Below are 24,312 nucleotides of genomic sequence, written 5' to 3' on the forward strand. Positions count from 1 at the left end.
TTAGCTATAGGGCGACACGCACTGCCTGCGCGGGCCGTTATTTGGCTGATAGCTGTTGTCGTAGGCACGATAGGACCGCCAGCGGTTGGCGCACCACTGCTGGTGGTTGCTACCGTAGGACGGACGGGCCTGATTAGTGGCACCACCGATAATCGCGCCAGCCGCGAAGGCTGCAAGCGGGAACCAGTAGCCATTGTGATAACGGTAGCCCGGACGACGGTCGCGATAGCCGCGGTGGCCGTTGTAGAAGCCCTGGCGGCGGTATTCGCGATGGTTGCGCCAGTCACGACCGTGACGCTGACGCCATTCACGACGGTCGCGCCAGTCGCGATACTGGATGTCTACGACCTGATTCTGAGCGGCAACGGGTGCCGGAACGGGTGTGGGAACTTGAAAGGCCTGCGATGGCGTAAAGCTCGTCAGGACCATGACTAGAGCGGTCGCGAGGCTCGTCTTCCGCAAATTCAGCATGAATTTCCTCCGTTTCTCTGCACATTGATGTTGTGCTGTTTTTATATCTTTCGGCAGAAATGCGGAAACGGCCCGCAGTGACACAGCCTCAGACATTTTAGAAACGGGAAAACTACAAACTCGTTCCATGAATCACGGCAATGAATGCCGACTGCAGGAACGAAAAGGTAGAAGGAGGAGGCTCTACGCCTCCACCTTGACGTCGGTCAGCGGCCTGGAGCAGCAGGCCAGAATATAGCCCTCCGCAATATCTTCATCGAGAATACCGCCATTATGGTTCATCTCGACCTCGCCGGACAGTTTCAGCACGCGGCAGGTGCCGCAAATGCCGGATTCACAGGCCGCACCGATACGAACGCCTGCCGCTCTGGCAGTCATCAGAACGGTCTGTCCCGGCTGGCATGGCACATCCTTGCCGGACAGCGTGAAGCCAACCGTGGTCAACGCCTCGCCATCCGCCTCGATCGCCGTTTCACCGACAGCCACTGGCGGCGCGGCCGGCGCGAAGCTTTCCTGGTGATAGCGCGTCATGTCAAAACCGGAGGCTTCGAGCATGGAACTGACCGCCGCCATGAACGGCTCAGGGCCACAGCAGAACACCGTGCGATCCATGAAGTCGTGCGACAAAAGCGCAATTTTGGCCTTGTCGACGAAGCCTTTCAGGCCCGACCATAGATCGGTACGACCGCAGGACTCCACGATGAAACCCAGAGACAGGTTCGGCATGTAGCGTGCGAGATATTCGAGTTCATGGCGGAACACGATATCGGCGGGTGTGCGCGAGCAGTTGATAAATGAGATATCGCTGTGCGGCGCGCGATCGCACATGTCGCGCACCATCGACATCATCGGTGTGACGCCAGAGCCTGCAGAGATGAACAGATACTTGTCGCCCGGATGCTTCACATAGGAAAAGTCACCCAGGGGACCAAGCGCGCGGATCTTCATCCCCGGCTTGAGGTTGTCGAACATCCAGCGAGTGCCGATCGAGTTCTTCTGTGCCTTGACCGTGACCGCGACCGCATAGGGACGAGACGGCGTGGAAGACAGCGTGTAGGTCCGAAACAGCGGCTCCGGCCCGACTGGCAGTTCCAGCGTCACGAACTGGCCCGGAATATAGCGAAACCAGTTGGTGTCAGTGGAGCGGAACAGGAACGTCATCACATCCGGTGTTTCGGGGGTTACCGAAATGCATTCCAGCATGTGAAGCTTGTCGCTCCAGGGCTTCATCTCATCGATATGCTTATAGGTCACGGCCATGGTCATCTGCATCAAGCCACTGCGGAAAGCTTCTTCTTGTCGCCGGACAGCCGGTCGATCATGAAGTCTGCATACCAGTTGACGAACTGCATGACCCCACCTTCGTCCTCCATGGAGTAAGGACCTGGCTCATAGGCGGGCGAGCGAATGCCGAAGGCGTTTTCCTCGACGATCTGGCGATCCTGATCGTTGGTCTCGTTCCAGACATGCGTCAGGTCTTCGAGATTGTAGTCCACGCCTTCCACGGCATCCTTGTGAACGAGCCACTTGGTTGTGACCATGGTTTCCTGCGGACCGAGCGGCAGCACGCGGAAGGAAATCATGTGGTCGCCGAGGAAGTGGTTCCAGGTCGTCGGGTAATGGAAGAGCAGCAGCGCGCCGATATGACTGATGGTCACATCGTCAGACAGCGGGCGACGAACCGCAGGCTTGCCGGACATGGTGTAGCTTTCCGCTTCACCGATCAGCGGCATGCGTGCCACGCGGAACTGACCCTTGGGGTCTATCTTGAAACGGCTTGGCAGACCTGCCGCTTCGCAGCGCGCCCAGTGGCCGCCGATTTCGGGGTCGCTTGCGCCGCCATCGGTGCCGGTGACGCTCGGGTTTTCCGGATAGGTGCGGCAAAGCTCGGGGTGGTTGGCCGCGCAGTGGTAGCATTCGCGGTTGTTTTCCCAGACGAGCTTCCAGTTGCCCTTTTCGATGATGGTGCTTTCATGCGCCACCTTGGCTTCCCAAGCCCGGTGCGGCTTCATATAGGCTTCGACTTCCGCACGAACCGGCGCGAAATCCATGGGCTGCTCTGCAAGGCAGATGAAGACATAACCAGCAACCGTTTCGCAGGCGACCGGCTTCAGTCCGAAGTTTTCCTTGTTGAAGTCTTCGCCCATGTGGCGAGCAAAAAGGAGCTTGCCATCCAGATCGTAGGTCCACTGGTGGTAAGGACAGACGAGGCGGGCGGACTGGCCTTTCTGGCTGGTGCAGACGCGCGAACCGCGGTGGCGGCAGGAATTGTGGAATGCGCGGATCGTACCATCCTTGCCGCGAACCATCACGACAGCATAATTGCCGACCTGAACGGTAAAATACATGCCGGACTTCGGCACTTCACAGTCGTGACCCACGAACAGCCAATCGCGATACCAGATGGTTTCCATGTCGAGCTGGAAGTAATCCTGGTCGGTATAAAATGGCTGCTCAAGGCTGAAGCCTTCGCGGCGATTCTTCAATTGGCGCAATACGGTTTCACGCAGTTCCATGGCCATGTCCTCGAGTAATACTGCAGCCGCCCAACAATCCCGGCCGCATGGTGTGATTTGATCTAATCATTGACGCCTTTTTCCAGCACCACATTGCGCGACATTCTGTCCCGCATTGGCGACAAATTGCGACATCGTCCGCAAAAGTACTGCTTTATTTTTTTCGAATTTAAAACAGTGGCTTAGAGGGTAATTCAAACGATTGGTCGTCGCAATAAGACTTCGGCTTCCAGCGCGCTGCAATACACGCCACCGACAGACCGGAAACGCGATATTAACTCTAGTCGGCTAAAAAGCGTATATCTTTCAAAGAGGATATGGCTGTGGAGAAGGAAACTCGTATCCGCTACGTAGACACAAAGTCCGGCAAGGTCGCCCCCCCGACAAGGTCGAAAACCGCGCATTCCGATTTTTTGCGCACCGGGCGCATCGGTCGCTTTGAAGAGACGTTGCCACAAGGCGGCAAGCGATATCTTAGCCACGAACAGGTCGCGGAGATCACCGCGCGCCGTTTGCAGGATGCCGGCTCCAAGACGCATTCACGACTGAACGGCTTCCACCCCAGCATCCGTTTCCCCAATATGGTCTCTCACAAGCTGATCGAGAGCACTCCCCATCTCGGCTACTGCCATGTGACGGCCTCCACCACCCGTTTCGACAAAAGCAGACCGGTTCTGTGGTCTTTTTACCTCGCCAATTTCTTCGCGGAACTGTGCGGCGACAAGCATTTCTTCGAAAAGATCGACCAGACCCGGTCGCGGATGTATTTCGCCGTCGCGATGCAGCCGCAAAGTGGCGGCAAGTCCGTGGCGATTGACACGTCCATTCATCGCGGCGGCCTGCTGTTCCAGACACAGGACCCGAAAGAAGCCTTGAAGAACGTGTTGATGTTGGGCACCCGTTCCGAGGAATTGCGCAAAATCATCCGTGCGCTGTGAGGCCATGGTCCGATCGTTCGAATTCGCCGTTTGCGCTATAATCTTTATCGTTTTCGCCTGTCACTATCGCAAAACCGCTTCACACTTTCACGCGACATGCTTTAAGAGCCTTTCCCAAGGAAAGGGCCTTCAGAGATGGCGCGACAAATCCATATCGGACAGCAGCCGGACGAGGCATTGGATGAAGCGGTCCGTGTCATCGAGGCAGGCTTTCCTATCGCCATACCGACGGAGACCGTCTACGGCCTTGCAGCAGACGCGACCAATCCCGCAGCCATCACCCGAATCTACGAGACCAAGGGGCGTCCGCAGTTCAACCCACTGATCTGCCACATGGCGAACATGGCGATGGCGGAGCAACACGCGATCTTCGATCCGATCTCACGCAAGCTGGCGGACGCTTTCTGGCCGGGACCCCTCACGCTGATATTGCCCCTGAGACAAGAGAGCCCGATCCATTCCCTGGCGACAGCCGGTCTCGACACCGTCGGCATTCGTATTCCCAAAGGCTTTGCCGGTGCGCTGATCGAGAGGCTCGGTCGGCCGCTTGCGGCCCCCAGCGCCAACAGCTCCGGCAAGATCAGCTCGACAAGTGCGGCCCATGTCGAAGCGGACCTGGGTCAAAAGATAGAGCTTATTCTGGATGGCGGCCCAGCACCCGTCGGCGTCGAATCCACCATCATCAAGGTCGAGAGCGATGGTTCCGTCCGCCTCCTGAGGCCCGGCGGATTGGTGGCGGACGAGATTGAACGCGTGGCGGGCGTTGAGATCGTCAGACCGGCAACCGCATCTGCGGCGATAGAAGCGCCTGGGATGCTGGCCTCACATTATGCCCCGGGTGCAGCGGTGCGTCTGAATGCGACCTCAGTTCACAAAGGCGAAGCTCTGATCCGCTTCGGCGGTAAGCCGCTAACGGGAGAAGCCGATGCGGTTGCCGTACTCGATCTCAGCCCAAGCGGTGATCTTGCAGAAGCCGCGGCCAATCTTTTCGACCATCTGAAACGCGCCGATGCGAGCGGTGCCACTACCATTGCGGTGGCGTCTATTCCCAATGCGGGGCTTGGCGAAGCCATCAATGACAGGTTGGAGCGCGCGGCTGCGCCGCGATCCTGACCTCGCCTGACACGATACCGGAGGAATTTTCATGACGCCAACTGCCCTTTCTGACGAACTGCTCTCCCGCTTTGCCGCCATCGTCGGCGAGAAAAATGCGCTACGTGACGCTTCCGATCTTGCACCGCATCTCGTTGAGAACCGCGGTCTTTACCATGGGAATTCGCCGCTTCTGTTACGTCCATCGACGACTGAGGAAGTTGCCGCGATCATGAAACTCGCAAGCGAAACGGGCACAGCGATTGTGCCGCAGACCGGGAACACCGGCCTTGTTGGCGGACAGACGCCGCGCAATGGTGGAAGTGACGTGATCCTGTCGCTGGAACGCATGAACAAGGTTCGCGATATCGACCCCGTCGCCAATGTGATTGTCGTCGATGGAGGCTGCATTCTGGACGAGGTCCACAAGGCGGCGGAGAAGGTCGAGCGGATGTTCCCGCTTTCGCTCGGCTCGCAAGGTTCGTGCCGCATCGGCGGCAATCTCGCCACCAATGCCGGCGGTACGGCGGTGCTCGCCTATGGCAATATGCGCCAGCTTTGCCTTGGCCTGGAAGTTGTTCTCCCCACCGGCGAGATCTGGAACGGCCTGCGCCGGTTGAAAAAGGACAATACGGGTTACGATCTGCGTGATCTCTTCATCGGCTCAGAGGGGACGCTCGGCATCATCACCGGCGCGGTCCTGAAACTCTTCCCAAAACCGCTCGGCCATCAGGTGGCGTTCGCCGGTCTCAATTCTCCGGCGGATGCGCTGAAACTCTTCGAGCGCGCATCCACTCTTTGTGGCTCCGCGCTGACCGGCTTCGAACTCATGCCACGGATCGGCGTGGAATTTACCGCAAAACATATTCCCGGCGTGCGCGACCCTCTCGAAACGCCGCATGCTTGGTACGCGCTGATCGATATCTCCAGCTCCAACTCGGCTGACACTGCGCAGACCATGGTGGAAACGCTGCTGGAACAGGGTTTTGAAGCGGGGATCTTCCAGGATGCCGTGATCGCGTCCTCGGAGGCCCAGCGTCAGGCGCTGTGGCATATGCGCGAAAGCATGTCGGATGCGCAGAAGCCGGAAGGAGGCTCCATCAAGCATGATGTGTCCGTTCCGGTTTCACATGTTCCGGCCTTTATGGACGAAGCGGAAAGAGCCGTCATGAGTGCCATTCCCGATGCACGCATCTGTGCCTTCGGGCACCTGGGCGATGGCAACATCCATTACAATATCTCCCAGCCGGTTGGTGCCGACAAAAACGCCTTTCTTGCCCAGTGGAAAGAGATCAACGAGATCGTCCACGGTATCGTGCTGTCCTTCGGTGGCTCCATTTCCGCGGAACACGGCATTGGGCAGTTGAAGCGGGACGAGCTGGCAGCCATCCGCCCGGCGATCGAGATGGACCTGATGCGTCGTATCAAGACAGCCTTCGATCCGGCAGGCATCATGAACCCCGGCAAGGTCGTTGCCTCTTAAATCACAAGGCGTCTTTCCGGGCGCACGAGCACTCTACCCAGTTTCATCTCAGCATCGTGCTTCGATGCTGTAGAGCGGTCGTCCACGCTCATTTTTGGCTCTCGCCGCATTGGCTATTGCCGCTCTCCCTCACACCTGTTGAAGTGCTTGTCAGGACATGCGCTCAGGCCGATCCCTGGCGTTTTTCTCAAGACTTCGTCGAGCCGTTCCACCCGTGGGCCGAACGACGCGCCACCGTCCCAATTCAGGAATCTGAAACCTTAAGCGGCTGGGTTTTGCTAACCATTTGGGAATGCAAAGTTTTCTTAACCTCGATTTTTAAGCTGTTTCGAAGATGCGCTGGCTATCTTCCACCTATCAGAGGACGAAAAGTCCCGGACGAGGCCATGAAACGGCTCTCAGGTAAAACAAGGATAGCATGATATGAACAACACCGTTCTGAAGCCCGAATGGGCAGGCGCAACTCTCCGGCTCGATCCGACGCGGTTCCCGCAGCAGCTGACCTATGGCAACAGCAATGGTTCGTCAGATGTCGATATCACGCTTGACGAGCGCGGTGCCGTTCTGCGCAAGGTTCTTCATTCCAGCGGTCTGCCGCTGTCCTTCGCCCTGCCTGCACGGGCATTCAAGGGTGTTGCAGCCCGCGCCATCGACCATGGCGATGGCGGCGTGACGGTGACGCTTGAACTTCATCACGACGATCCGGATCTCTGCATTCCGCTCTTGGTGGCGCATGACCTGTGCGACATCGCAGCCGATTGGCGCAGCTGGTCGGAAAAGTACAATATTCCCATGCTGATGGTGGAAGCCGACGGCGTCGCCCGCCCTCTCGAAGAGCATATCGGCCACGTGCGGACGAAGTCGACGCGCCCGCGTCGCCGCCATTCCTACTTCGCTGATCGCCGTCCGCGCTTCCTCGTGCGCCGCAGCACCGGTTCGCTCGGTCTGACGATGCGGATCGAAGGCAAGGAAATCATCGCCCGCAACTGATCAACGCAGCGCCGTCGTTCAGCCGGCGTTTCGAATTCGGACGAAGTGAGCCCGGCACGCGTGCCCCGCGTCCGGGCTTTTCGTTATCCAAAAATGAGCGGCAACATCAGGCCTGCGAAAATCAACAGGCCGACACGGTTGTTGGATTTGAAGAGTGCCAGGCACTTTTCAACATTGCCGATGTCCAGAGCCTTTATCTGATAAAAAAGCATCGCTGTGGCGACGATCAGACCTGCATATCCGAGCGGGTTAATATTTGCGATTGCGAATGCAATGAACAGAAAAACCGCGGCTGTGCCATAAAGGGCCACCAGCCAGCCATGTGTCCTATCTCCGAACAGAAGGGCAGTCGAACCGATGCCGACGGCCACGTCGTCATCCTTGTCCATGTGCGCGTAGATCGTGTCGTATCCGATCGTCCAGACAATAGCCGCACCGTAAATCAGTACGGGAGCGACACTCAGAGATCCGAACTGAGCAGCCCAGCCCATCAATGCGCCCCAGGAAAAGGCAAGGCCCAGGAAAAACTGCGGCCAGTTGGTGAAGCGCTTGGCGAAGGGATAGATCGCCACGAAAATCAGCGATGACAGGCCGAGCAGGATGGCAAAACTGTTGAAGCAAAGCAGCACCACCAAGCCCGCGAGCGCCTGCACCACGATGAAGATTTTCGCCTGCATGCGGGTGACACGGCCGGAGGGCAGCGGCCTCGACCGGGTGCGTGCCACCGCCATATCAATCTTGTGATCGACCAGATCATTATAGGTGCAGCCGGCACCGCGCATGGCGACCGAGCCTGCAAAAAACAGGAAGAGGTGGAAGAGCAACGTGGACCAGGAAAAGGTACCGATCTGCTGCGCCGCATTGGCGGCAACCGCGGCCGACCAGAAGCACGGCCACATCAGGAGCTGCCAGCCGATGGGCCGATCCCACCGGGCAAGCTGCGCATAGGGCCAAAGGCCTCTCGGCAAGATCCGATAGACCCAATTGTTGGATGGCGCGTCCGAAACGCGGCCGGAAAGATCGCTGTTATGAACCATGCTGGACTTCTACCGCATTGGCTGGCGGGGCGGTAGCTGGATTCAGCTTTTGTTAGGGGCTGTCCTTATGTTCGTTGAGGCAGCAAAAGCGCCGCTCAAAAAACCACCTTTTCCAGGGGTTCCCGCGTCTTCTCGAACTCCATCAACCTTGCCTCGTTGCGGGCGATGTAATCACGATTATCGGGCACCACCCCACCGCGCTTGGCAAGCTGGATCTGGAAGATGTGGAAGTTCTCATGGGTGAAGGCCATTTCGGAGCCAGCCAGATAGAATTCCCACATGCGGAAGAAGCGATCATCGTAAAGCGCCACGGCTTCTGCCTTCCTTGCCACGAAACGCTCGCGCCAGTGGCGCAGCGTATGCGCGTAATGCATGGGCAGAATTTCGATGTCCTTTACAAGCAGCCCCGTCTTTTCGATGGCTGGCAGAACCTCGGCCAGTGAGGGAATATAACCGCCGGGGAAAATATATTTTTCGATGAACGGGTTCGTGGCAAGGGCCGGATAGGGTTGGCCAATGGAGTGCAACAGCATGACGCCATCATCCTCCAACACTTCCGCTGCCTTCTGGAAGTACTCCCTGTAATGCGTCGGGCCAACATGTTCGAACATGCCTACAGAGACGATGCGATCATACTTCTTGTCAGGCGGAAGGTAGCGGTAATCCTGCAGCTCGAAGCGAACGATATCCGTCAGGCCCCGCTTCTGCGCCCGATCCCGCGAGACGCGGAGTTGCTCCTCGCTGAGCGTAACGCCGGTGACATCCACGCCGGAGCTTTCAGCCAGATACATGGCCATGCCGCCCCAGCCGGAGCCGATCTCAAGCACGCGTTGCCCCGGCTCGGGCATCAGCTTGGCGACGATGTGGCGCTTCTTTGCCACCTGCGCCTCATCCAGGGAAATGCCTGGAGGATTGAAATAGGCGCAGGAATATTGCCAGTCCTGATCGAGAAAAAGATCGAAGAGCTTGGCGCTCAAATCATAATGGTGCGCGACGTTCTGCTTGTTGTGATTGACGGGCAGATGCATCTTGATGCGCGAGGCGATGATGCGCGCCATGCCGCGCCAGACCATGCCGAAGGTCAAGGCCTCAGAGAGCGTATTGCTTTTGACCAAGGCCAGGAAGTCGTAGATGTCGCCTTCGACGACCGACATTCGGCCTTCCATGTACATTTCGGCAAGCTTCAGTGCCGGGTCGGCGGCGATTTCGTCCATCGCCTGCTCATCACTGAAGCTCAGTGCGACGCGCTTGCCGCGTCCGTCTCCGAAGGACTGAAGACCGCTTGGACCAGTGACGATCAGGTTTCCGGTCTTGACGATTTTATCAAGCAGGGCATGCAGAGACGAGGCCATATCACCCCCAATAAGCTAAGTCTCACTTATCAAGTGCCTGTTACCGTATCTCTTTCCGCGAGAGTTGCAAGACGGGGTAGTTTCAAAAATACTGATTGATTTCGTGGAACAAAACGGCCCTTGCGCAGTGGGTAAGAGCCGTTTTATGCAAATCAGCGGCGCTTCATGGCCTCCGCCAAAGCCGCTGCCAACGCGCCTCCGGATTGCGCAGGCTCCGCACGGTCCTTCGGCTTTGCGCTAGCGTGGCGCATGGCATTGGCATTGCTCTTTTCGCGCATCGGCTGAGGCGCTGCCTCGCCACCGTCCTTTCGCATCGTGAGACCGATCCGCTTGCGCTTCACATCGACTTCAACCACGCGAACTTTGACGACGTCTCCGGCCTTCACCACCTCATGCGGATCCTTGATGAAACGATCCGCCAACTGGCTGACATGCACCAGGCCATCCTGGTGAACGCCAATATCGACGAAGGCGCCAAAGGCAGCCACATTGGTGACAGTGCCTTCCAGCAGCATGCCAGGCTTAAGGTCGGTGATTTCGTCCACACCGTCCGCGAAGGTCGCGGTCTTGAAGCTCGGGCGTGGGTCGCGGCCAGGTTTTTCCAGCTCCGCGATGATGTCCTTGACGGTCGGCAGGCCGAAGCGATCATCGATGAAACGCTTGGGGTCGAGCGCCTTCAAAGTTGCGCTGTCACCCATGACGGTTCTGAGGTCGCGCCCACAGGCGGCGACGATCTTCTTTGCCACATCATAGGCTTCCGGGTGGACGGAGGATGAATCGAGCGGCTCCTTGCCATTTGGAATCCGCAGGAAGCCGGCGCATTGCTCGAAGGTGCGCTGACCAAGACGCGGCACCTTAAACAACTCCTTGCGGCTGGCGAACGGCCCGACCTGATCCCGATGCAGCACGATGGCATCGGCAATCGAGGTTCCAAGACCAGAGACCCGCGCGAGCAGCGGTGCGGACGCCGTATTGAGATCGACGCCGACGGCGTTCACCGCATCTTCCACCACCGCATCGAGGGAGCGGGACAATTTGCCCTGATCGACATCGTGCTGATACTGCCCGACGCCGATGGACTTCGGCTCGATCTTGACGAGTTCGGCAAGCGGATCCTGCAGACGACGGGCAATCGAAACGGCACCGCGTAGTGAAACATCGAGATTGGGAAATTCGGCCGCAGCGCGCTCAGACGCGGAGTAAACCGAAGCTCCAGCTTCCGAGACGATGACCTTCGTGGGCTTTGGCCCATTGATCTGGGTCAGCATGTCGGTCACCAGCTTTTCGGTCTCGCGGCTACCGGTACCGTTGCCGATGGCGATCAGTTCGACGCCGTGCTTGCGGATGAGCGAAGCCAGTTCCGCCTGCGTGCCGCGGATATCGTTCTTCGGCGGGAACGGATAGACCGTCGTCGTTTCCAGCAGCTTGCCGGTGCCATCCACGATGGCAACCTTGACGCCGGTTCGGATGCCTGGATCAAGACCCATGGTCGGGCGCGAGCCAGCGGGTGCTGCGAGCAGCAGATCTTTCAGATTGCGCGCAAAGACATGGATTGCCTCTTCTTCCGCCCGCTCGCGCAACTCGCGCATCAGATCGAGCGACAGCGACATGGAGAGCTTGACGCGCCACGTCCAGCCCGCCACGTCCATCAGCCACTGGTCGGCGGGACCGGCATTGCGGATGTCGAAAGCCGCGGCGATGGTGCGCTGCGCAGGCTTTACCGGCGACGGATCGTCGGCATCCACATCGATGGTCAGGGTCAGAACTTCCTCGTTCCAGCCGCGCAACATGGCGAGCGCCCGGTGACCGGGCGCCGTTGCCCATTTTTCCGTGTGGTCGAAATAGTCGGAAAATTTCTCGCCTGCTGCCTGCTTGCCGTCCACCACCTTGGCGCGCAGCATCGCGTTCTGGCGCATATAGTCGCGCAGCCGCTTCAGGAGGTCGGCGTTTTCCGTCATGGTTTCGGCGACAATATCGCGCGCACCCTCAAGTGCCGCCTTCACATCTGCGATTTCGCCCTTCACACAGGCTTCCGCAAGTTTTGCCGGATCGGCTGCACGGTTGTCCCAGATCGCTTCTGCCAGAGGACCAAGGCCACGTTCGCGCGCAATTTCCGCTCTCGTGCGGCGCTTCGGCTTGTAGGGGAGATAAAGATCTTCCAGTTCCGCCTTGGTCACCGCCTGCATGATCTTCAGCATCAACTCATCGGTCATCTTGCCTTGACCGTTGATGGATTCGACAATCGATGTGCGGCGGGCATTCAGTTCCCGCAGATAGGACAGCCGCTCGGCGAGAGTTCGGAGTTGCGTATCGTCCAGACCGCCGGTCACCTCCTTACGATAGCGCGCAATGAACGGAACGGTTGCCCCCTCATCCAGAAGCTGGATCGCCGCCTTCACCTGCTCGGCGCGGGCGTTGATTTCGGAGGCGATAAGGGACGGGAGGCGGGCATTGTCTGCGGACATAAGGGTCTCTGACCTGTTCTTGAAAGTTGCCCGAACATAGAGGCTGATTGTGGCATGACAACACAGAGACAAGGCGATTCCACAGAAAAGCGGCAGCCTTCGATTGCCTTTTGCCTTGACCTTTCGCCCCCCTGCCCTTAACGCCGCAAGAAATTGGAAACAGGGGTGTCGAGCATGAAAGTTCTGTTGATCGGTTCCGGTGGACGCGAGCATGCGCTGGCATGGAAAATTGCCCAGTCCCCTCAACTGACCAAGCTCTTTGCCGCCCCCGGCAATCCAGGCATTGCCGAACATGCGGAACTTGTGTCGCTGAACGTCGAAGACCACGCTGCAGTGGTGGCGTTCTGCCGTGAACAGTCCATCGACTTCGTGGTGGTCGGCCCGGAAGCACCGCTGGTTGCCGGTCTGGCGGACGATCTTCGCGCGGCAGGCTTTGCCACCTTCGGTCCGTCGAGAGGTGCGGCACAGTTGGAGGGCTCCAAGGGCTTCACCAAGGATCTCTGTGCCCGCTACGACATCCCCACCGGCGCCTATCAGCGCTTCAAATCCGCCGAGCCGGCAAAGGCCTATATTCGCGCGCAGGGCGCGCCGATCGTCATCAAGGCCGATGGGCTCGCTGCAGGCAAGGGCGTGACCGTCGCAATGACCGAAGCGGAAGCGCTCGCCGCCGTCGACGATTGCTTCGACGGCGCCTTCGGCGCTGCCGGTGCTGAAGTCGTGGTCGAAGCTTTTCTGGACGGCGAGGAGGCAAGCTTCTTCTGCCTGTCGGATGGCAAGACGGCGCTGGCACTGGCAACCGCACAGGACCACAAGCGCGTCGGAGACGGCGATACCGGACCCAACACGGGTGGAATGGGCGCTTACTCCCCTGCCCCGGTCATGACCGACGAGATGGTTCAGCGCACGATGCGCGAGATCATCGAGCCGACGATAACGGGCATGGCAAAGGACGGCAATCCGTTCTCAGGCGTTTTCTTCGCAGGCCTGATGATCACCAATAAAGGCCCGGAGCTCATCGAATACAATGTGCGCTTCGGCGACCCAGAATGCCAGGTGCTGATGATGCGCCTCAAGAGCGACCTTCTCCCAATCCTCTACGCCACCGCCACTGGCACACTTGATCAGGTCACGGCCGAATGGCGCGACGACCCCGCCTTGACCGTGGTTCTCGCCTCCAAAGGCTATCCTGCAGCATACGACAAGAACACGCCCATCGCCTTCATTCCCGAGGAGAGCGAAGACGCCAAGGTGTTTCATGCCGGCACTGCCCTCAAGGACGGAGAACTCGTTGCCACAGGCGGGCGCGTGCTCAACGTCACGGCCTTCGGGAGCACGGTCAGCGAAGCGCAGGTCCGCGCCTATGAGCTGGTCGATGCGGTCAAATGGGAAAACGGCTTCTGCCGCCGCGACATTGGTTGGCAGGCTGTGGCGCGTGAGAACGGGTAGAAATCGGCCTTTCGTTCAATTTTTACCAAATATCCTGACCGGATGGAAAGGAAGACTCCGTAGGGTCGCGGTTGTTTAAAGCGGCGATCAGACCGCGCGCTAAGGGGTTGCGTATGTTTAGGATTGTTTTGACGGCGGGCATGGTGTTCATCGGCGGCACGGCGATGGCATCCTCGATCGAGGTTCTGCATGGCGCCAAGACATCGAATGGGAGCGTGCTGATCATTACCTGCGACGCATGCTCTACCACATCCGTGGCGGGCAAGGCGCTCACGAAGGCTGTTTTGGAGCGCGGAACGCAGAGCATATCGACGCGTGACGTTGATGGCCGCAAGGAGACGGTTCGGACTGAAGCGTGGCTCGGCGGCTCGCCCGTGACTTTCGTCAGCAGCAATCCTCTATGGCTGCCTCAAGACCATTCCCAACCAGTTGTTGCTGAGCACACGCCTGCCGTGGTGGAACACCAGATCACGCTTGAAGGCAATCCCGTGCTCACCCAACACGACCAGCCTGTCTTGGCGGGTGCCGATGGACTGGACAACATTACTTTGATGTCGATACGTCCCTCTCACTGATCGTCCCAGGGCTTACCCTTGTGATCTCGGCTCACGATTGCGGCGTCAAAAGATATAATTGACGCTTGAACTCCCGGGAAACTGTTTTCCCGACGCATATATTTGAACATTTATCAATTCTAAAGCTGTTTGTGAGACTTCTTTAATAGGCGAAGTCGCAACGCGGATGGCGTTCTTCCCTGATGACAACCATTCAGTTTTAGGGCGCCTGGAAGGGCCGCCCGTCATTTCGAGAGCGCCGATGAAGAACCTCCCAATCTCACGCCAGTTGATCCTGCTTGTCATCGCACTCATGGCGGCGTTTACACTGGCGACCTATTTCCAGATCAAGTCCTCGGTCAACGCCATCTATGAAGAGCGTTACAATATGCTGAGGACCCAGGTTCAGTCCTCGATTTCGATCCTGCAATCCTACTATGATAAGGAAAAAGCAGGGACGTTGAGCCGCGAAGAGGCACAACGCCAGGCTTTCGCCATCGTGACATCGATGAAGTTCGTGCCGGACGGCTACATGTTCGGCTATGACTACGATGTGAAGATGCTCTTCCATCCGGATGCGAAGCGTGTCGGTCAAAGCTTCAAGGGCAAGCCGGATTCTCAAGGCTTCAACTATCGCGACGAACTGGTGCGGCTTGGCCGTGCAGGCGGCGGTGAGACAAGCTTCTACGGTCCAAAACCCGGCCAGGAAGGCGATACCTTTCTGAAGAGTTCCTATGCCATGGCCTTCGAACCCTGGCAGGTCGTTGTCGTCACCGGCGTTTACGTCGACGATCTTCAAGCGCAGGTTCGTTCGACGGTGATCAAGGCTGTTTCGCTTGGGCTCGTCGTGTTCCTGCTTGGCATTGCTCTCGCCTTCTACGTCATCAAAGGCATTACCGGTCCGCTCGCGAAAATCCATCGTGCCCTGGGAGACGTTGCCAATGAGAACGTGTCGATCGCCATTCCTCATACTGAAATGAAGAACGAAGTCGGCATGATGGCGAAGGCGATCGAGTCCCTTCAGCAGAAGATCCGCGAGCGTCACGCGATGCAAAGGCGCCAGGACGAGCAGCAGTCGCAGCTCGATGCCGAACGCCAGACCAATATCGACATGCAGCGCGACGAAGCGGAGCTTCAAGCCCGGGTGGTCTCCACCATCGGCGAGGCATTGGAAAAACTCGCCGCAGGTGATCTGACGGTTCGCTGTGGCGATCTCGGCGCACGCTATGCCGATCTGCGTGCCAACTTCAACGAGGCGATCTCGCATCTCGACGCGGCAATGGCGAAGGTCAATGCCAAGAGCATCGATATTGGCGGCTCGAAGGAAGAAATTCGCAAGGCCTCCAACGAACTGTCGCAACGCACCGAACGCCAGGCCGCAAATCTCGAGGAAACATCCGCAGCTCTGGACGAGTTGACGGTGGCCGTGCGTCAGACCTCCGATGGTGCCAGCGAGGCGGCAAAACGCGTCACCTCCATCAGCAGTGATGCAAACCATAGCGACACCATTGTCGAGCAGGCGATTGGCGCGATGAGCGGCATCGAGCAGTCGGCGAACGAGATATCCAAAATCATCGGCGTCATCGACGATATCGCCTTCCAGACGAACCTCCTCGCGCTGAACGCAGGTGTGGAAGCGGCGCGTGCTGGCGAGGCAGGCAAGGGCTTTGCTGTGGTTGCGCAGGAGGTGCGCGAGCTGGCCCAGAAATCCGCCGCAGCCGCAAAGGAAATCAAGGATCAGATCGCCCGTTCTTCAAGCCAGGTGCAGAACGGCGTTCATCTTGTCGGCGAAGCTGGCAACGCGCTGAAGCGGATCTCCGATCAGATCAAGTCGGCGAGCGACATCGTCAGCAAGATTGCGCATTCTGCTGCCGAACAGGACACGACGCTGCGCTCCATCTCTTCGTCGCTCAACCAGCTGGACGCTGCCACGCAGCACAACGCCGCCATGGCCGAAGAGACGACGGCGTCTGCCGAGGCATTGGCGCATGATACCGAGGAATTGCTAACGCTGATCCGTACTTTCCGCGTATCCCAGCATCAGTCCGGCTCGTTACACGGCATGGCGCGCCAGATGCGCATGGCAAGCTGATCGCGATAAATACAGTTGATTTGAAGGACGCCGGGGAGACTTCTCCGGCGTTTTTTATTGGGTGATGGTGTCGAGACGGTCGATGTCCGTATGCGAGAATACCTTGATCCCCGCTCGTGACAGCAGGGCCGCCGTCACGCCATGCCCCGCATGTTTGACGCCTGAAAACGTCCCGTCATAGATGGCGATCGAGCCGCAGGACGGGCTTCCATCGATCAGCAGGGCATAGGCGCAGCCGTGCTGTGTCGCGAAGGCGAGAGCCTTGTTTGCCCCAGCAATAAACTCGTCCGTTACATCCGCACCGGTGATCTCCAGCACGCGCGCCCTGCCCTGCAGAACATCCAATCCGGACGCGCCGTTTTCGATTTCCGCAGGAGGGCGTGGAACAGGCATGCCGCCAGCCATCTCCGGACAGATCGTCACGAGACGGCCCTCACCCTGCCATCGCTCAATGGCCGGGTGATGAAGCGGCTTGCCCTTGCCGTCATATCGGACGGCATGGCCGAGAAGACAGGCGCTGATGAGGATGTTGGACGTCATCAGCGCTGAACCTTCTTATCCCGTGATCTTGGAGAAATCCGCGACTGTACCGGTGGCTTCGCGGATCGCTTTCAGCAGTGCCAGACGGTTGGCACGGATGGCAGCGTCTTCGTCATTGACGAGAACATCGTTGAAGAAGGTGTCGACGGGCGCACGCAGCGTCGACAACGCCTGCATGGCAGAGCGGAAGTCTTCCGCCGCGACGGCCTTGGCCGCATCGGCAGAAGCCGTCTTGATCGCCGCATGAAGCGCCTTCTCGGCATCGAGCTTGAGGAGGTCGTCCGCTACGCCATCGGCAACGACGGTGCCCTTCTTTTCTTCGGCGGCCAGAAGTTGCGTCGCGCGCTTGGTCCCGGCCAGCAGGTTCTTGCCATCCTCACCGGTGATGAAGGCGGTCAGCGCCTCCACACGGCGGGCGACCATCAGCAGGTCATCGGAGTCCGGCGTCAGCACCGCTTCGATCAGATCGTAGCGGGCGCCAAGATCACGCAGATAGACCTTCAGACGATCATGGAAGAAGGAAAGCAAATCGGTGTCCTTGACGACCGTCAATAGCGGCAATCGAACGCTGCGCTCCAGTATAATGCGCACGACGCCGAGAGCGGCGCGACGTAGCGCAAACGGGTCCTTGGAGCCGGTTGGCTTTTCATCGATCGCCCAGAAGCCGGTCAGCGTATCCAGCTTGTCAGCGAGCGCCACGGTGATTGCCACCTTGTCGGACGGCACGCGATCGGACGGGCCTTGCGGCTTGTAATGGTCCTCGATCGCCGCAGCGACGCTTTCGTTTTCGCCCTGCAGGAGCGCATATTTGCGTCCCATCAGACCCTGCAGTTCCGGGAATTCGCCGACGGCTTCCGTGCGCAGATCGGCCTTCGCCAAAACCACGGCACGATCAACGAGAGCAGCATCGGCGCCGATGACGGGCGCGAGTTGCTTTGCCAGTTCGCGGATACGCGTGACGCGCTCGCCCTGCGTGCCGATCTTGGCATGGAAGGTGACATTCAGCGCGTCGAGCTTCGCGATGCGCTGGTCGAGCGGCTTGCTGAGATCGAGGTCGAATTTCTTCGCGGAGTCCGTCAAGGTTTCGAGGTCCGGTAGATCGCCCTGATCGCGCGTCCAGAAGTGCTTGGCGTCCGACAGGCGTGCACGCACGACCTTGCCGTTGCCGTGAACGATTTCCTTGCCGCCATCGCTCGCCTGGATGTTGGACACCAGAATGAAGCGGTTCGACAGACCTTCTTCGGCGCCTTGCGGACGGGTGACGAAGCATTTCTGGTTGGTCTTGATCGTCAGCCGGATGATCTCCGCCGGAATCTGCAGATAGTCTTCTTCGAAGGTACCGATCAATACCTGCGGCCATTCGACCAGACCGGAGACCTCTTCCAGCAGGCCTTCGTCTTCCACGAGGTCGAGACCATTGGCGAAAGCCAGGTCCTTTGCATCATGCAGGATGATATCCTTGCGGCGTTCCGCATCGAGAATGACCTTCGCCTTTTCAAGGCTCGCGACATAGTCATCGAAGCGGCGCACGGTGATGGCGTCTGGCGCGTGGAAGCGATGGCCATAGGTGACATTGCCAGCAACGATGCCATCGATCTCGAAGGCAATGACCTGCGTCTCATCATGTTCGGGTCCGAACAGGCAGACGATGGATTGCAGCGGGCGCACCCAGCGAAGGCTTTCCGAGCCCTTGCCTTCGATCCCGGCATAGCGCGAACCCTTCGGCATGGACGCAGCACCGGAGCGCATGGATTTCGGCCAGGGGAAGGTGCGGATAATACCCGGCATCACATCGGCGATGATCTCTTCGGCGGCGCGACCCGGCTTGTTGATGATCGCGACATAGAAGTCGCCCTTCTTCGGATCGGAGACGACCTGCGCCTCAGAAATATCGCTCAGGCCCGCGCCGCGCAGAAAGCCTTCGATCGCCTTTTCATTGGCATCGGTGCGCGGTCCCTTCTTCTCCTCGCGCACATCGGCAGAGCGTGCGGTCAGACCACGGATATCCAGCGTCAGGCGGCGCGGTGTCCAGTATTCGCGCGCACCCTCATAGGTCAGGCCCGCTTCCACCAGCGCATCGGTGACAAGCTTCTTCAGATCGCCAGCCGCTTTCCGCTGCATACGGGCAGGGATTTCCTCGGAGCGGAGTTCAAGCAGAAGATCGGGCATATTGGTTTTCCGGTGTCAGGGATATTCGGGTTCGAATTTTCGGTTGGCCTCTGCTAGCAAAATTTGCGACAGATGCACAATGTAAATATCGGAACGAGCGTCGCGAGACGGTACTCTGCTCTACCCCTACAGCGTGACGGAAGTTCTTGACCCGCAACCCTTGCCATGGCACCTGTCCGCAATCGAAGTAAGTTCTTACTTATCCTCTCTTGACCCAAGATGACCGCAATGACCGACGTTCCAGACCATATGAACCCCAAGCGTTCCTTTCAGGCGCTGATCCTGACGCTGCATAACTACTGGGCGGACAAGGGCTGCGCCGTGTTGCAGCCTTACGATATGGAAGTGGGCGCGGGTACATTCCATCCGGCAACGACACTGCGTGCGCTTGGCCCGAGGCCATGGAAAGCGGCTTACGTGCAGCCATCCCGCCGTCCGTCTGATGGACGCTACGGCGAGAACCCCAACCGACTGCAGCACTACTATCAGTATCAGGTCATTCTGAAGCCGAACCCTTCCAACCTCCAGGAGCTTTACCTCGGCTCGCTGAAGGCGATCGGTCTCGATCCGCTTCTGCATGACGTGCGCTTCGTCGAGGACGACTGGGAAAGCCCGACGCTGGGTGCCTGGGGTCTTGGCTGGGAATGCTGGTGCGACGGCATGGAAGTGTCGCAGTTCACTTACTTCCAGCAGGTCTGCGGCATTGAATGCTCGCCGGTTGCGGGTGAGCTGACCTATGGCCTCGAGCGCCTCGCCATGTATGTCCAGGGCGTCGACAATGTCTACGACCTGAACTTCAATGGCCGCGAAGGCGAGGAAAAGATCTCCTACGGCGATGTATTTCTGCAGGCTGAGCAGGAATATTCCCGCCACAATTTCGAATATGCCGACACGGCTATGCTGCATCGCCATTTCATCGATGCCGAGAAGGAGTGCCAGGCGCTTCTGGCGGCCGGTGCACCCGGCGACAACGCCAATCAGATGCTGCACAAATGTGTGTTTCCCGCCTATGATCAGTGCATCAAGGCATCGCACGTCTTCAACCTTCTGGATGCGCGCGGCGTAATCTCGGTGACCGAGCGTCAGAGCTATATTCTGAGGGTACGCACATTGGCGAAGGCCTGCGGTGAAGCCTTCCTGATGACGGATGCCGGTGGGTTGAACTGGAACAAGGCGGCCTGACGCCTTTAAGCGCGACGTGACGAAGATCGATTCAGGTCTTCTTGTTCTTGCGCTCAACAGTCAGGTGGTGAAGCGGGGCGCGTCTGATGGGTGCGGCTCGCCGGATTTCGTGAGGGGGAAGCTTGCATGTTCACCGCATTGGCCATCGTTGCGCTTGTCGCGCTCTATGTCGTCTTCACCTATAACGGCCTCGTCAAAGCGCGGCAGATGAAGGAAGAGGCGTGGTCGGGCATCGACGTGCAGTTGAAGCGCCGCGCCGACCTTATCCCCAATCTCATCGAAACGGTGAAGGGCTACGCGGCCCACGAGAAAAGCACCTTCGAAGAGGTCGTCTCACTGCGCAACCAGGCGCAGGCTGTGCCCGCCGGGGATGTCGAGGGGCGCGCCAAGGCGGAAGGCCTGCTCGGTCAGGCTCTCGGAAAGCTTTTTGCTCTGGCAGAAGCCTACCCCGACCTCAAGGCCAACCAGAATTTCGTCGAATTGCAGCGCTCGCTCGAGACGCTGGAAAGCGAAATCCAGATGTCTCGCCGTTATTACAACGGTGCTGCGCGTGACCTGAACGTCAAGGTGGAGAGCTTTCCTTCCAACCTGATCGCCGGCCAATTCGGATTTGCGAAAGCGCCCTATTTCGAAATCACCAACGAGGCGGATCGCGCCGTTCCCACCGTGAAATTCTGAGACTTGAAAGCCAGTCTGCTGGCGAGAAGACGATAAAGACATGATCGAACTGACCATCACCCCGCCCGGCCAACCGCTTTCCGGCAAGGTTGAGCCGCCCGGCTCCAAATCCATCACCAATCGTGTGCTGCTTCTGGCGGGCCTTGCCAAAGGTACGAGCAGACTGACGGGCGCGCTGAAAAGCGACGACACGCTCTACATGGCGGAAGCCTTGCGGGCGATGGGTGTGACGGTCACGGAGCCGGACGCGACGAGCTTCGTCGTCGAGAGCTCGGGCATTCTCACCGCACCGGAAAAGCCGCTCTTCTTGGGCAATGCCGGCACGGCGACGCGCTTCCTGACAGCGGCGGTCGCATCGGTGAACGGCACGGTCGTCGTCGATGGCGACGAGCATATGCGCAAGCGTCCGATCAAGCCACTGGTGGATGCACTGACAGCCTTGGGGATCGAAGCGGAAGCAGAGACCGGCTGCCCGCCCGTCACAGTCAAGGGTAATGGCCGAGGCTTCACCAGGGACAGCGTTACGATCGACGGCAATCTTTCCAGCCAATATGTCTCGGCGCTTCTGATGGCCGCCCCGTGCGGCGCGCAGCCGCTCGACATCATTCTGGCCGGAGAAGATATCGGCGCGAAAGGCTATATCGATCTGACCGTTGCCGCCATGGAAGCCTTCGGCGCCAAGGTTGAGCGCGTCAGCAATGCCATATGGCGCGTATACCCGACCCGCTACAAGGCGACGGATTTTCACATCGAGCCCGACGCATCCGCTGCGACCTATCTCTGGGGGGCGGAGTTGCTGACCGGCGGCAAGATCGATATCGGAACGCCAGCCGAAGCTTTCACCCAGCCGGATGCCAAGGCGCATGCGGTCATGGCGCAATTCCCCAACCTGCCCGCCGAAATCGACGGCAGCCAGATGCAGGACGCCATTCCCACCATTGCCGTGCTGGCCGCCTATAACAACACGCCAGTGCGCTTCGTCGGCATTGCCAATCTGCGCGTCAAGGAATGCGACCGCATTCGAGCGCTCTCTCTTGGTCTTAATCAGATCAGGGACGGCCTTGCGCATGAAGAGGGCGACGACTTGATCGTTCATGCCGATCCGGCACTGGCGGGACAGGCGGTTCATGCCTCCATCGACACATTCCACGACCACCGCATCGCCATGAGCTTTGCGCTGGCGGGGTTGAAGACGGGCGGCATTGCCATTCAAAATCCCGCCTGCGTGGGCAAGACCTATCCGGGATATTGGAAGGCGCTGGCGTCGCTTGGCGTCACCTATCAGGAAGTGGAAAAGCCGGTTTAAAACGCGCTTGGCGCAACGGATCGGCTCGAGAAGCACACACCATCTGGAGAGATCGCACGTGAAGACCATGTTCGCCAGACTTCTCGGGCTTTGCCTCTTGCTCGCATGGGTGCTGCCCGCCTCCGCCGAAGAATTCATCAGCTCCTATCATTCCATCGTCGATGTCGCCAAAGACGGGACACTGACGGTGACGGAAGCCATCACGGCACGGGCTGAAGGTGACCGTATCAAGCGCGGCATTTTTCGCGACTTCCCGCTTTATGCGCTCGACAAGGACGGCAATCGGACGAAGGTCGGCTTCAAGGTGCTCTCGGTGGAGCGCGACGGCGCGCCGGAAGACTGGCACACGGAGAACATCGACGGCGGCATTCGCATCTTCACCGGAAATGCCGACCGCATTCTTCCCACCGGCGAGCACATCTTCCAGATCACCTACACAACCGATCGGCAAATCCGCTATTTCGATAGCTACGACGAGCTGACCTGGAACGTCACCGGCAATGGCTGGCAGTTTCCGATGCGCGAAATCTCCGCCACAATCTCTTTGCCGGAGGGCGCAAGACCCAGCGATACGGCCGTCTTCACCGGCCAGCTTGGTGCCACGGGCAAGGACGCGCGCATCCTGACCGAAGGCAACGATGTGTTTTTCGCCTCCACCCGCCCCTTCTATCCGGGCGAAGGCATGACGGTGGCCGTGAAGCTGCCGAAGGGTGTGCTGGATGCACCCTCCGCCTCGCAGCAGCGGGAATGGTGGCTGCGCGATCGCCTCGCCCTTATCATCGCCGGTCTCGGCCTGCTGATCGTGCTTGCTTATTACTATAGAGCATGGGTGACCGTTGGTCGCGACCCGGCAGCGGGCGTGATCGTGCCGCGCTGGCATCCACCAGAGGGCCTGTCGCCTGCGCTTGTCAATTACGTCGATGGCCGCGGCTTTGCAGACGGTGGCTGGACTGCGCTGTCTGCGACGGCACTCGATCTTGCGGTCAAAGGCTTCGTCACGATCGAAGATCTCAAGAACGGCCTGATCATTCGTCGCACGGAGAAGAAGATCGAGAACAGTTTGCCGGTCGGTCAACGGACACTGCTGTCCTCCATCGGTGCTCCCGGCAATAGCCTGACCATCGACAAGGCGAATGGCGAGACCGTTCAGAAAGTCGGGTCGGATTTCCGCTCATCCATCGAAAAAGAGCATCGCGGGAAATATTATAGGAGCAATAGCGGCTATATCGTCGGCGGACTTGTCCTCAGCTTTGGCGTCATCGTCGCCACCTTGATCTTTGGCAGTTTCGATGAAGGCGATATCGGCACCATCATTTCGCTGTCCATGGCCGCGGTGTTCTTTGCCGTCAGCGCCACCATCTACGGCAAACAGCGCCGTCGCGGACGCGGCGTCCTCTCACGCCTCGGCGGCATCGTTTTTATGGCCATCTCCGGCTTTCTGATCTTTTCGCTGATCGCCGGCGTCGTTGGCCGCATCTTTTTCGATCATGTCCACGATGCCAACACATTGGCGGTCGTTGCTCTGGGACTCATCGTGCTTTTGAATGTGCTCTTCGTTCTCGTGATGGGCGCGCCGACTCCGCTTGGCCGGCAGTTGATGGATGCGATCGAGGGCTTACGGCTTTACCTCACCGTGGCTGAGAAAGACCGCATGAACATGCAGGGCGCGCCGCAGATGTCGCCGCAGCATTTCGAGACTTTGTTGCCCTATGCAGTGGCGCTTGGTGTGGAGAAGCCCTGGAGCAAAGCGTTCGAGACGTGGCTTGCCGCCGCTTCTGCCGGTGCTGCGGCCTATGCGCCGACCTGGTATAACGGCAATTACAACAGCTTTGGCGACCGGATCGGCGGATTTTCCTCCTCCATGGCCTCCACGATTGCCTCGACCATTCCGGCACCGTCTAGTTCCTCGTCATCGAGCTTTTCAGGCGGCGGCGGGTCTTCCGGCTCTGGCGGCGGCGGCGGCGGTGGCGGCGGCTGGTAAGACGCCCAGGCTTCGATATT

The 24,312-nt window shown here is 59.0% G+C and carries 19 protein-coding genes; 11 read left to right on the forward strand and 8 right to left on the reverse strand.

Annotation, left to right across the window (positions count from 1 at the left end; genetic code table 11):
* The 3 genes from EYC79_RS09790 to EYC79_RS09800 form a co-directional block, all read right to left on the reverse strand.
* On the reverse strand, positions 1-471 hold the full coding sequence (locus EYC79_RS09790) for a BA14K family protein (protein WP_130977839.1): 471 nt from the start codon (positions 469-471) through the stop codon (positions 1-3).
* Between the two features lie 183 nt (positions 472-654).
* Entirely contained in the window at positions 655-1,731 is a 1,077-nt protein-coding gene (locus EYC79_RS09795; protein WP_082479198.1) for an FAD-binding oxidoreductase, read from the reverse strand.
* 11 nt (positions 1,732-1,742) lie between these two features.
* Positions 1,743-2,987, reverse strand: a complete 1,245-nt coding sequence (locus EYC79_RS09800; RefSeq protein ID WP_113327639.1) for an aromatic ring-hydroxylating oxygenase subunit alpha — start codon at positions 2,985-2,987, stop codon at positions 1,743-1,745.
* A gap of 323 nt (positions 2,988-3,310) precedes the next feature.
* On the opposite strand from EYC79_RS09800, the gene EYC79_RS09805 reads away from it, so the two are divergent.
* The 4 genes from EYC79_RS09805 to EYC79_RS09820 all read left to right on the forward strand — a co-directional run bounded on the left by EYC79_RS09805 (position 3,311) and on the right by EYC79_RS09820 (position 7,490).
* Entirely contained in the window at positions 3,311-3,925 is a 615-nt protein-coding gene (locus tag EYC79_RS09805; RefSeq protein ID WP_130977840.1) for a DUF6656 family protein, read from the forward strand.
* Positions 3,926-4,060: 135 nt separating this feature from the next.
* The gene (locus tag EYC79_RS09810) at positions 4,061-5,038 is read left to right on the forward strand and encodes an L-threonylcarbamoyladenylate synthase (protein WP_130977841.1); all 978 of its coding nucleotides are present in this window, start codon (positions 4,061-4,063) and stop codon (positions 5,036-5,038) included.
* A 31-nt stretch (positions 5,039-5,069) separates the two neighbouring features.
* Positions 5,070-6,500 (forward strand): FAD-binding oxidoreductase, encoded by a 1,431-nt coding sequence (locus tag EYC79_RS09815; RefSeq protein ID WP_130977842.1) that lies wholly within the window; start codon positions 5,070-5,072, stop codon positions 6,498-6,500.
* Between the two features lie 423 nt (positions 6,501-6,923).
* Positions 6,924-7,490, forward strand: coding sequence for a DUF6101 family protein (locus EYC79_RS09820; protein WP_062425928.1), 567 nt, complete (start codon positions 6,924-6,926; stop codon positions 7,488-7,490).
* Between the two features lie 83 nt (positions 7,491-7,573).
* Here EYC79_RS09820 and ubiA read toward each other — a convergent pair whose 3' ends face one another.
* The 3 genes from ubiA to EYC79_RS09835 all read right to left on the reverse strand — a co-directional run bounded on the left by ubiA (position 7,574) and on the right by EYC79_RS09835 (position 12,344).
* On the reverse strand, positions 7,574-8,527 hold the full coding sequence (gene ubiA, locus EYC79_RS09825; RefSeq protein ID WP_130977843.1) for a 4-hydroxybenzoate octaprenyltransferase: 954 nt from the start codon (positions 8,525-8,527) through the stop codon (positions 7,574-7,576).
* A 95-nt stretch (positions 8,528-8,622) separates the two neighbouring features.
* Positions 8,623-9,879, reverse strand: a complete 1,257-nt coding sequence (locus tag EYC79_RS09830; RefSeq protein WP_113226886.1) for an SAM-dependent methyltransferase — start codon at positions 9,877-9,879, stop codon at positions 8,623-8,625.
* Positions 9,880-10,031: 152 nt separating this feature from the next.
* A complete protein-coding gene (locus EYC79_RS09835; RefSeq protein ID WP_130977844.1) occupies positions 10,032-12,344 on the reverse strand; it encodes a Tex family protein in 2,313 nt (770 codons plus the stop codon).
* A gap of 174 nt (positions 12,345-12,518) precedes the next feature.
* Between EYC79_RS09835 and purD the strand changes: the two genes are divergently transcribed.
* The 3 genes from purD to EYC79_RS09850 all read left to right on the forward strand — a co-directional run bounded on the left by purD (position 12,519) and on the right by EYC79_RS09850 (position 16,436).
* The gene (purD, locus tag EYC79_RS09840) at positions 12,519-13,790 is read left to right on the forward strand and encodes a phosphoribosylamine--glycine ligase (RefSeq protein WP_130977845.1); all 1,272 of its coding nucleotides are present in this window, start codon (positions 12,519-12,521) and stop codon (positions 13,788-13,790) included.
* Between the two features lie 113 nt (positions 13,791-13,903).
* Positions 13,904-14,365 (forward strand): plant virulence effector HPE1-like domain-containing protein, encoded by a 462-nt coding sequence (locus EYC79_RS09845; RefSeq protein WP_130977846.1) that lies wholly within the window; start codon positions 13,904-13,906, stop codon positions 14,363-14,365.
* A gap of 241 nt (positions 14,366-14,606) precedes the next feature.
* Positions 14,607-16,436, forward strand: a complete 1,830-nt coding sequence (locus tag EYC79_RS09850) for a methyl-accepting chemotaxis protein (protein ID WP_130977847.1) — start codon at positions 14,607-14,609, stop codon at positions 16,434-16,436.
* A gap of 54 nt (positions 16,437-16,490) precedes the next feature.
* Here EYC79_RS09850 and EYC79_RS09855 read toward each other — a convergent pair whose 3' ends face one another.
* Both EYC79_RS09855 and glyS read right to left on the reverse strand, forming a co-directional pair.
* A complete protein-coding gene (locus EYC79_RS09855; protein WP_130977848.1) occupies positions 16,491-16,976 on the reverse strand; it encodes a 2-thiouracil desulfurase family protein in 486 nt (161 codons plus the stop codon).
* A gap of 15 nt (positions 16,977-16,991) precedes the next feature.
* Entirely contained in the window at positions 16,992-19,145 is a 2,154-nt protein-coding gene (gene glyS, locus EYC79_RS09860; protein WP_130977849.1) for a glycine--tRNA ligase subunit beta, read from the reverse strand.
* A 219-nt stretch (positions 19,146-19,364) separates the two neighbouring features.
* Between glyS and EYC79_RS09865 the strand changes: the two genes are divergently transcribed.
* The 4 genes from EYC79_RS09865 (at position 19,365) to EYC79_RS09880 (ending at position 24,292) form a co-directional block, all read left to right on the forward strand.
* Positions 19,365-20,327, forward strand: a complete 963-nt coding sequence (locus EYC79_RS09865; protein ID WP_162741795.1) for a glycine--tRNA ligase subunit alpha — start codon at positions 19,365-19,367, stop codon at positions 20,325-20,327.
* Positions 20,328-20,453: 126 nt separating this feature from the next.
* Positions 20,454-21,005 (forward strand): LemA family protein, encoded by a 552-nt coding sequence (locus EYC79_RS09870; protein ID WP_113266159.1) that lies wholly within the window; start codon positions 20,454-20,456, stop codon positions 21,003-21,005.
* A gap of 40 nt (positions 21,006-21,045) precedes the next feature.
* Positions 21,046-22,311, forward strand: a complete 1,266-nt coding sequence (locus EYC79_RS09875; RefSeq protein ID WP_113327602.1) for a 3-phosphoshikimate 1-carboxyvinyltransferase — start codon at positions 21,046-21,048, stop codon at positions 22,309-22,311.
* 58 nt (positions 22,312-22,369) lie between these two features.
* Entirely contained in the window at positions 22,370-24,292 is a 1,923-nt protein-coding gene (locus EYC79_RS09880) for a DUF2207 domain-containing protein (protein ID WP_130977850.1), read from the forward strand.
* Positions 24,293-24,312: the final 20 nt, after the last annotated feature.

The organism is Agrobacterium cavarae, assembly GCF_004310285.1.
Classification (GTDB): domain Bacteria; phylum Pseudomonadota; class Alphaproteobacteria; order Rhizobiales; family Rhizobiaceae; genus Agrobacterium; species Agrobacterium cavarae.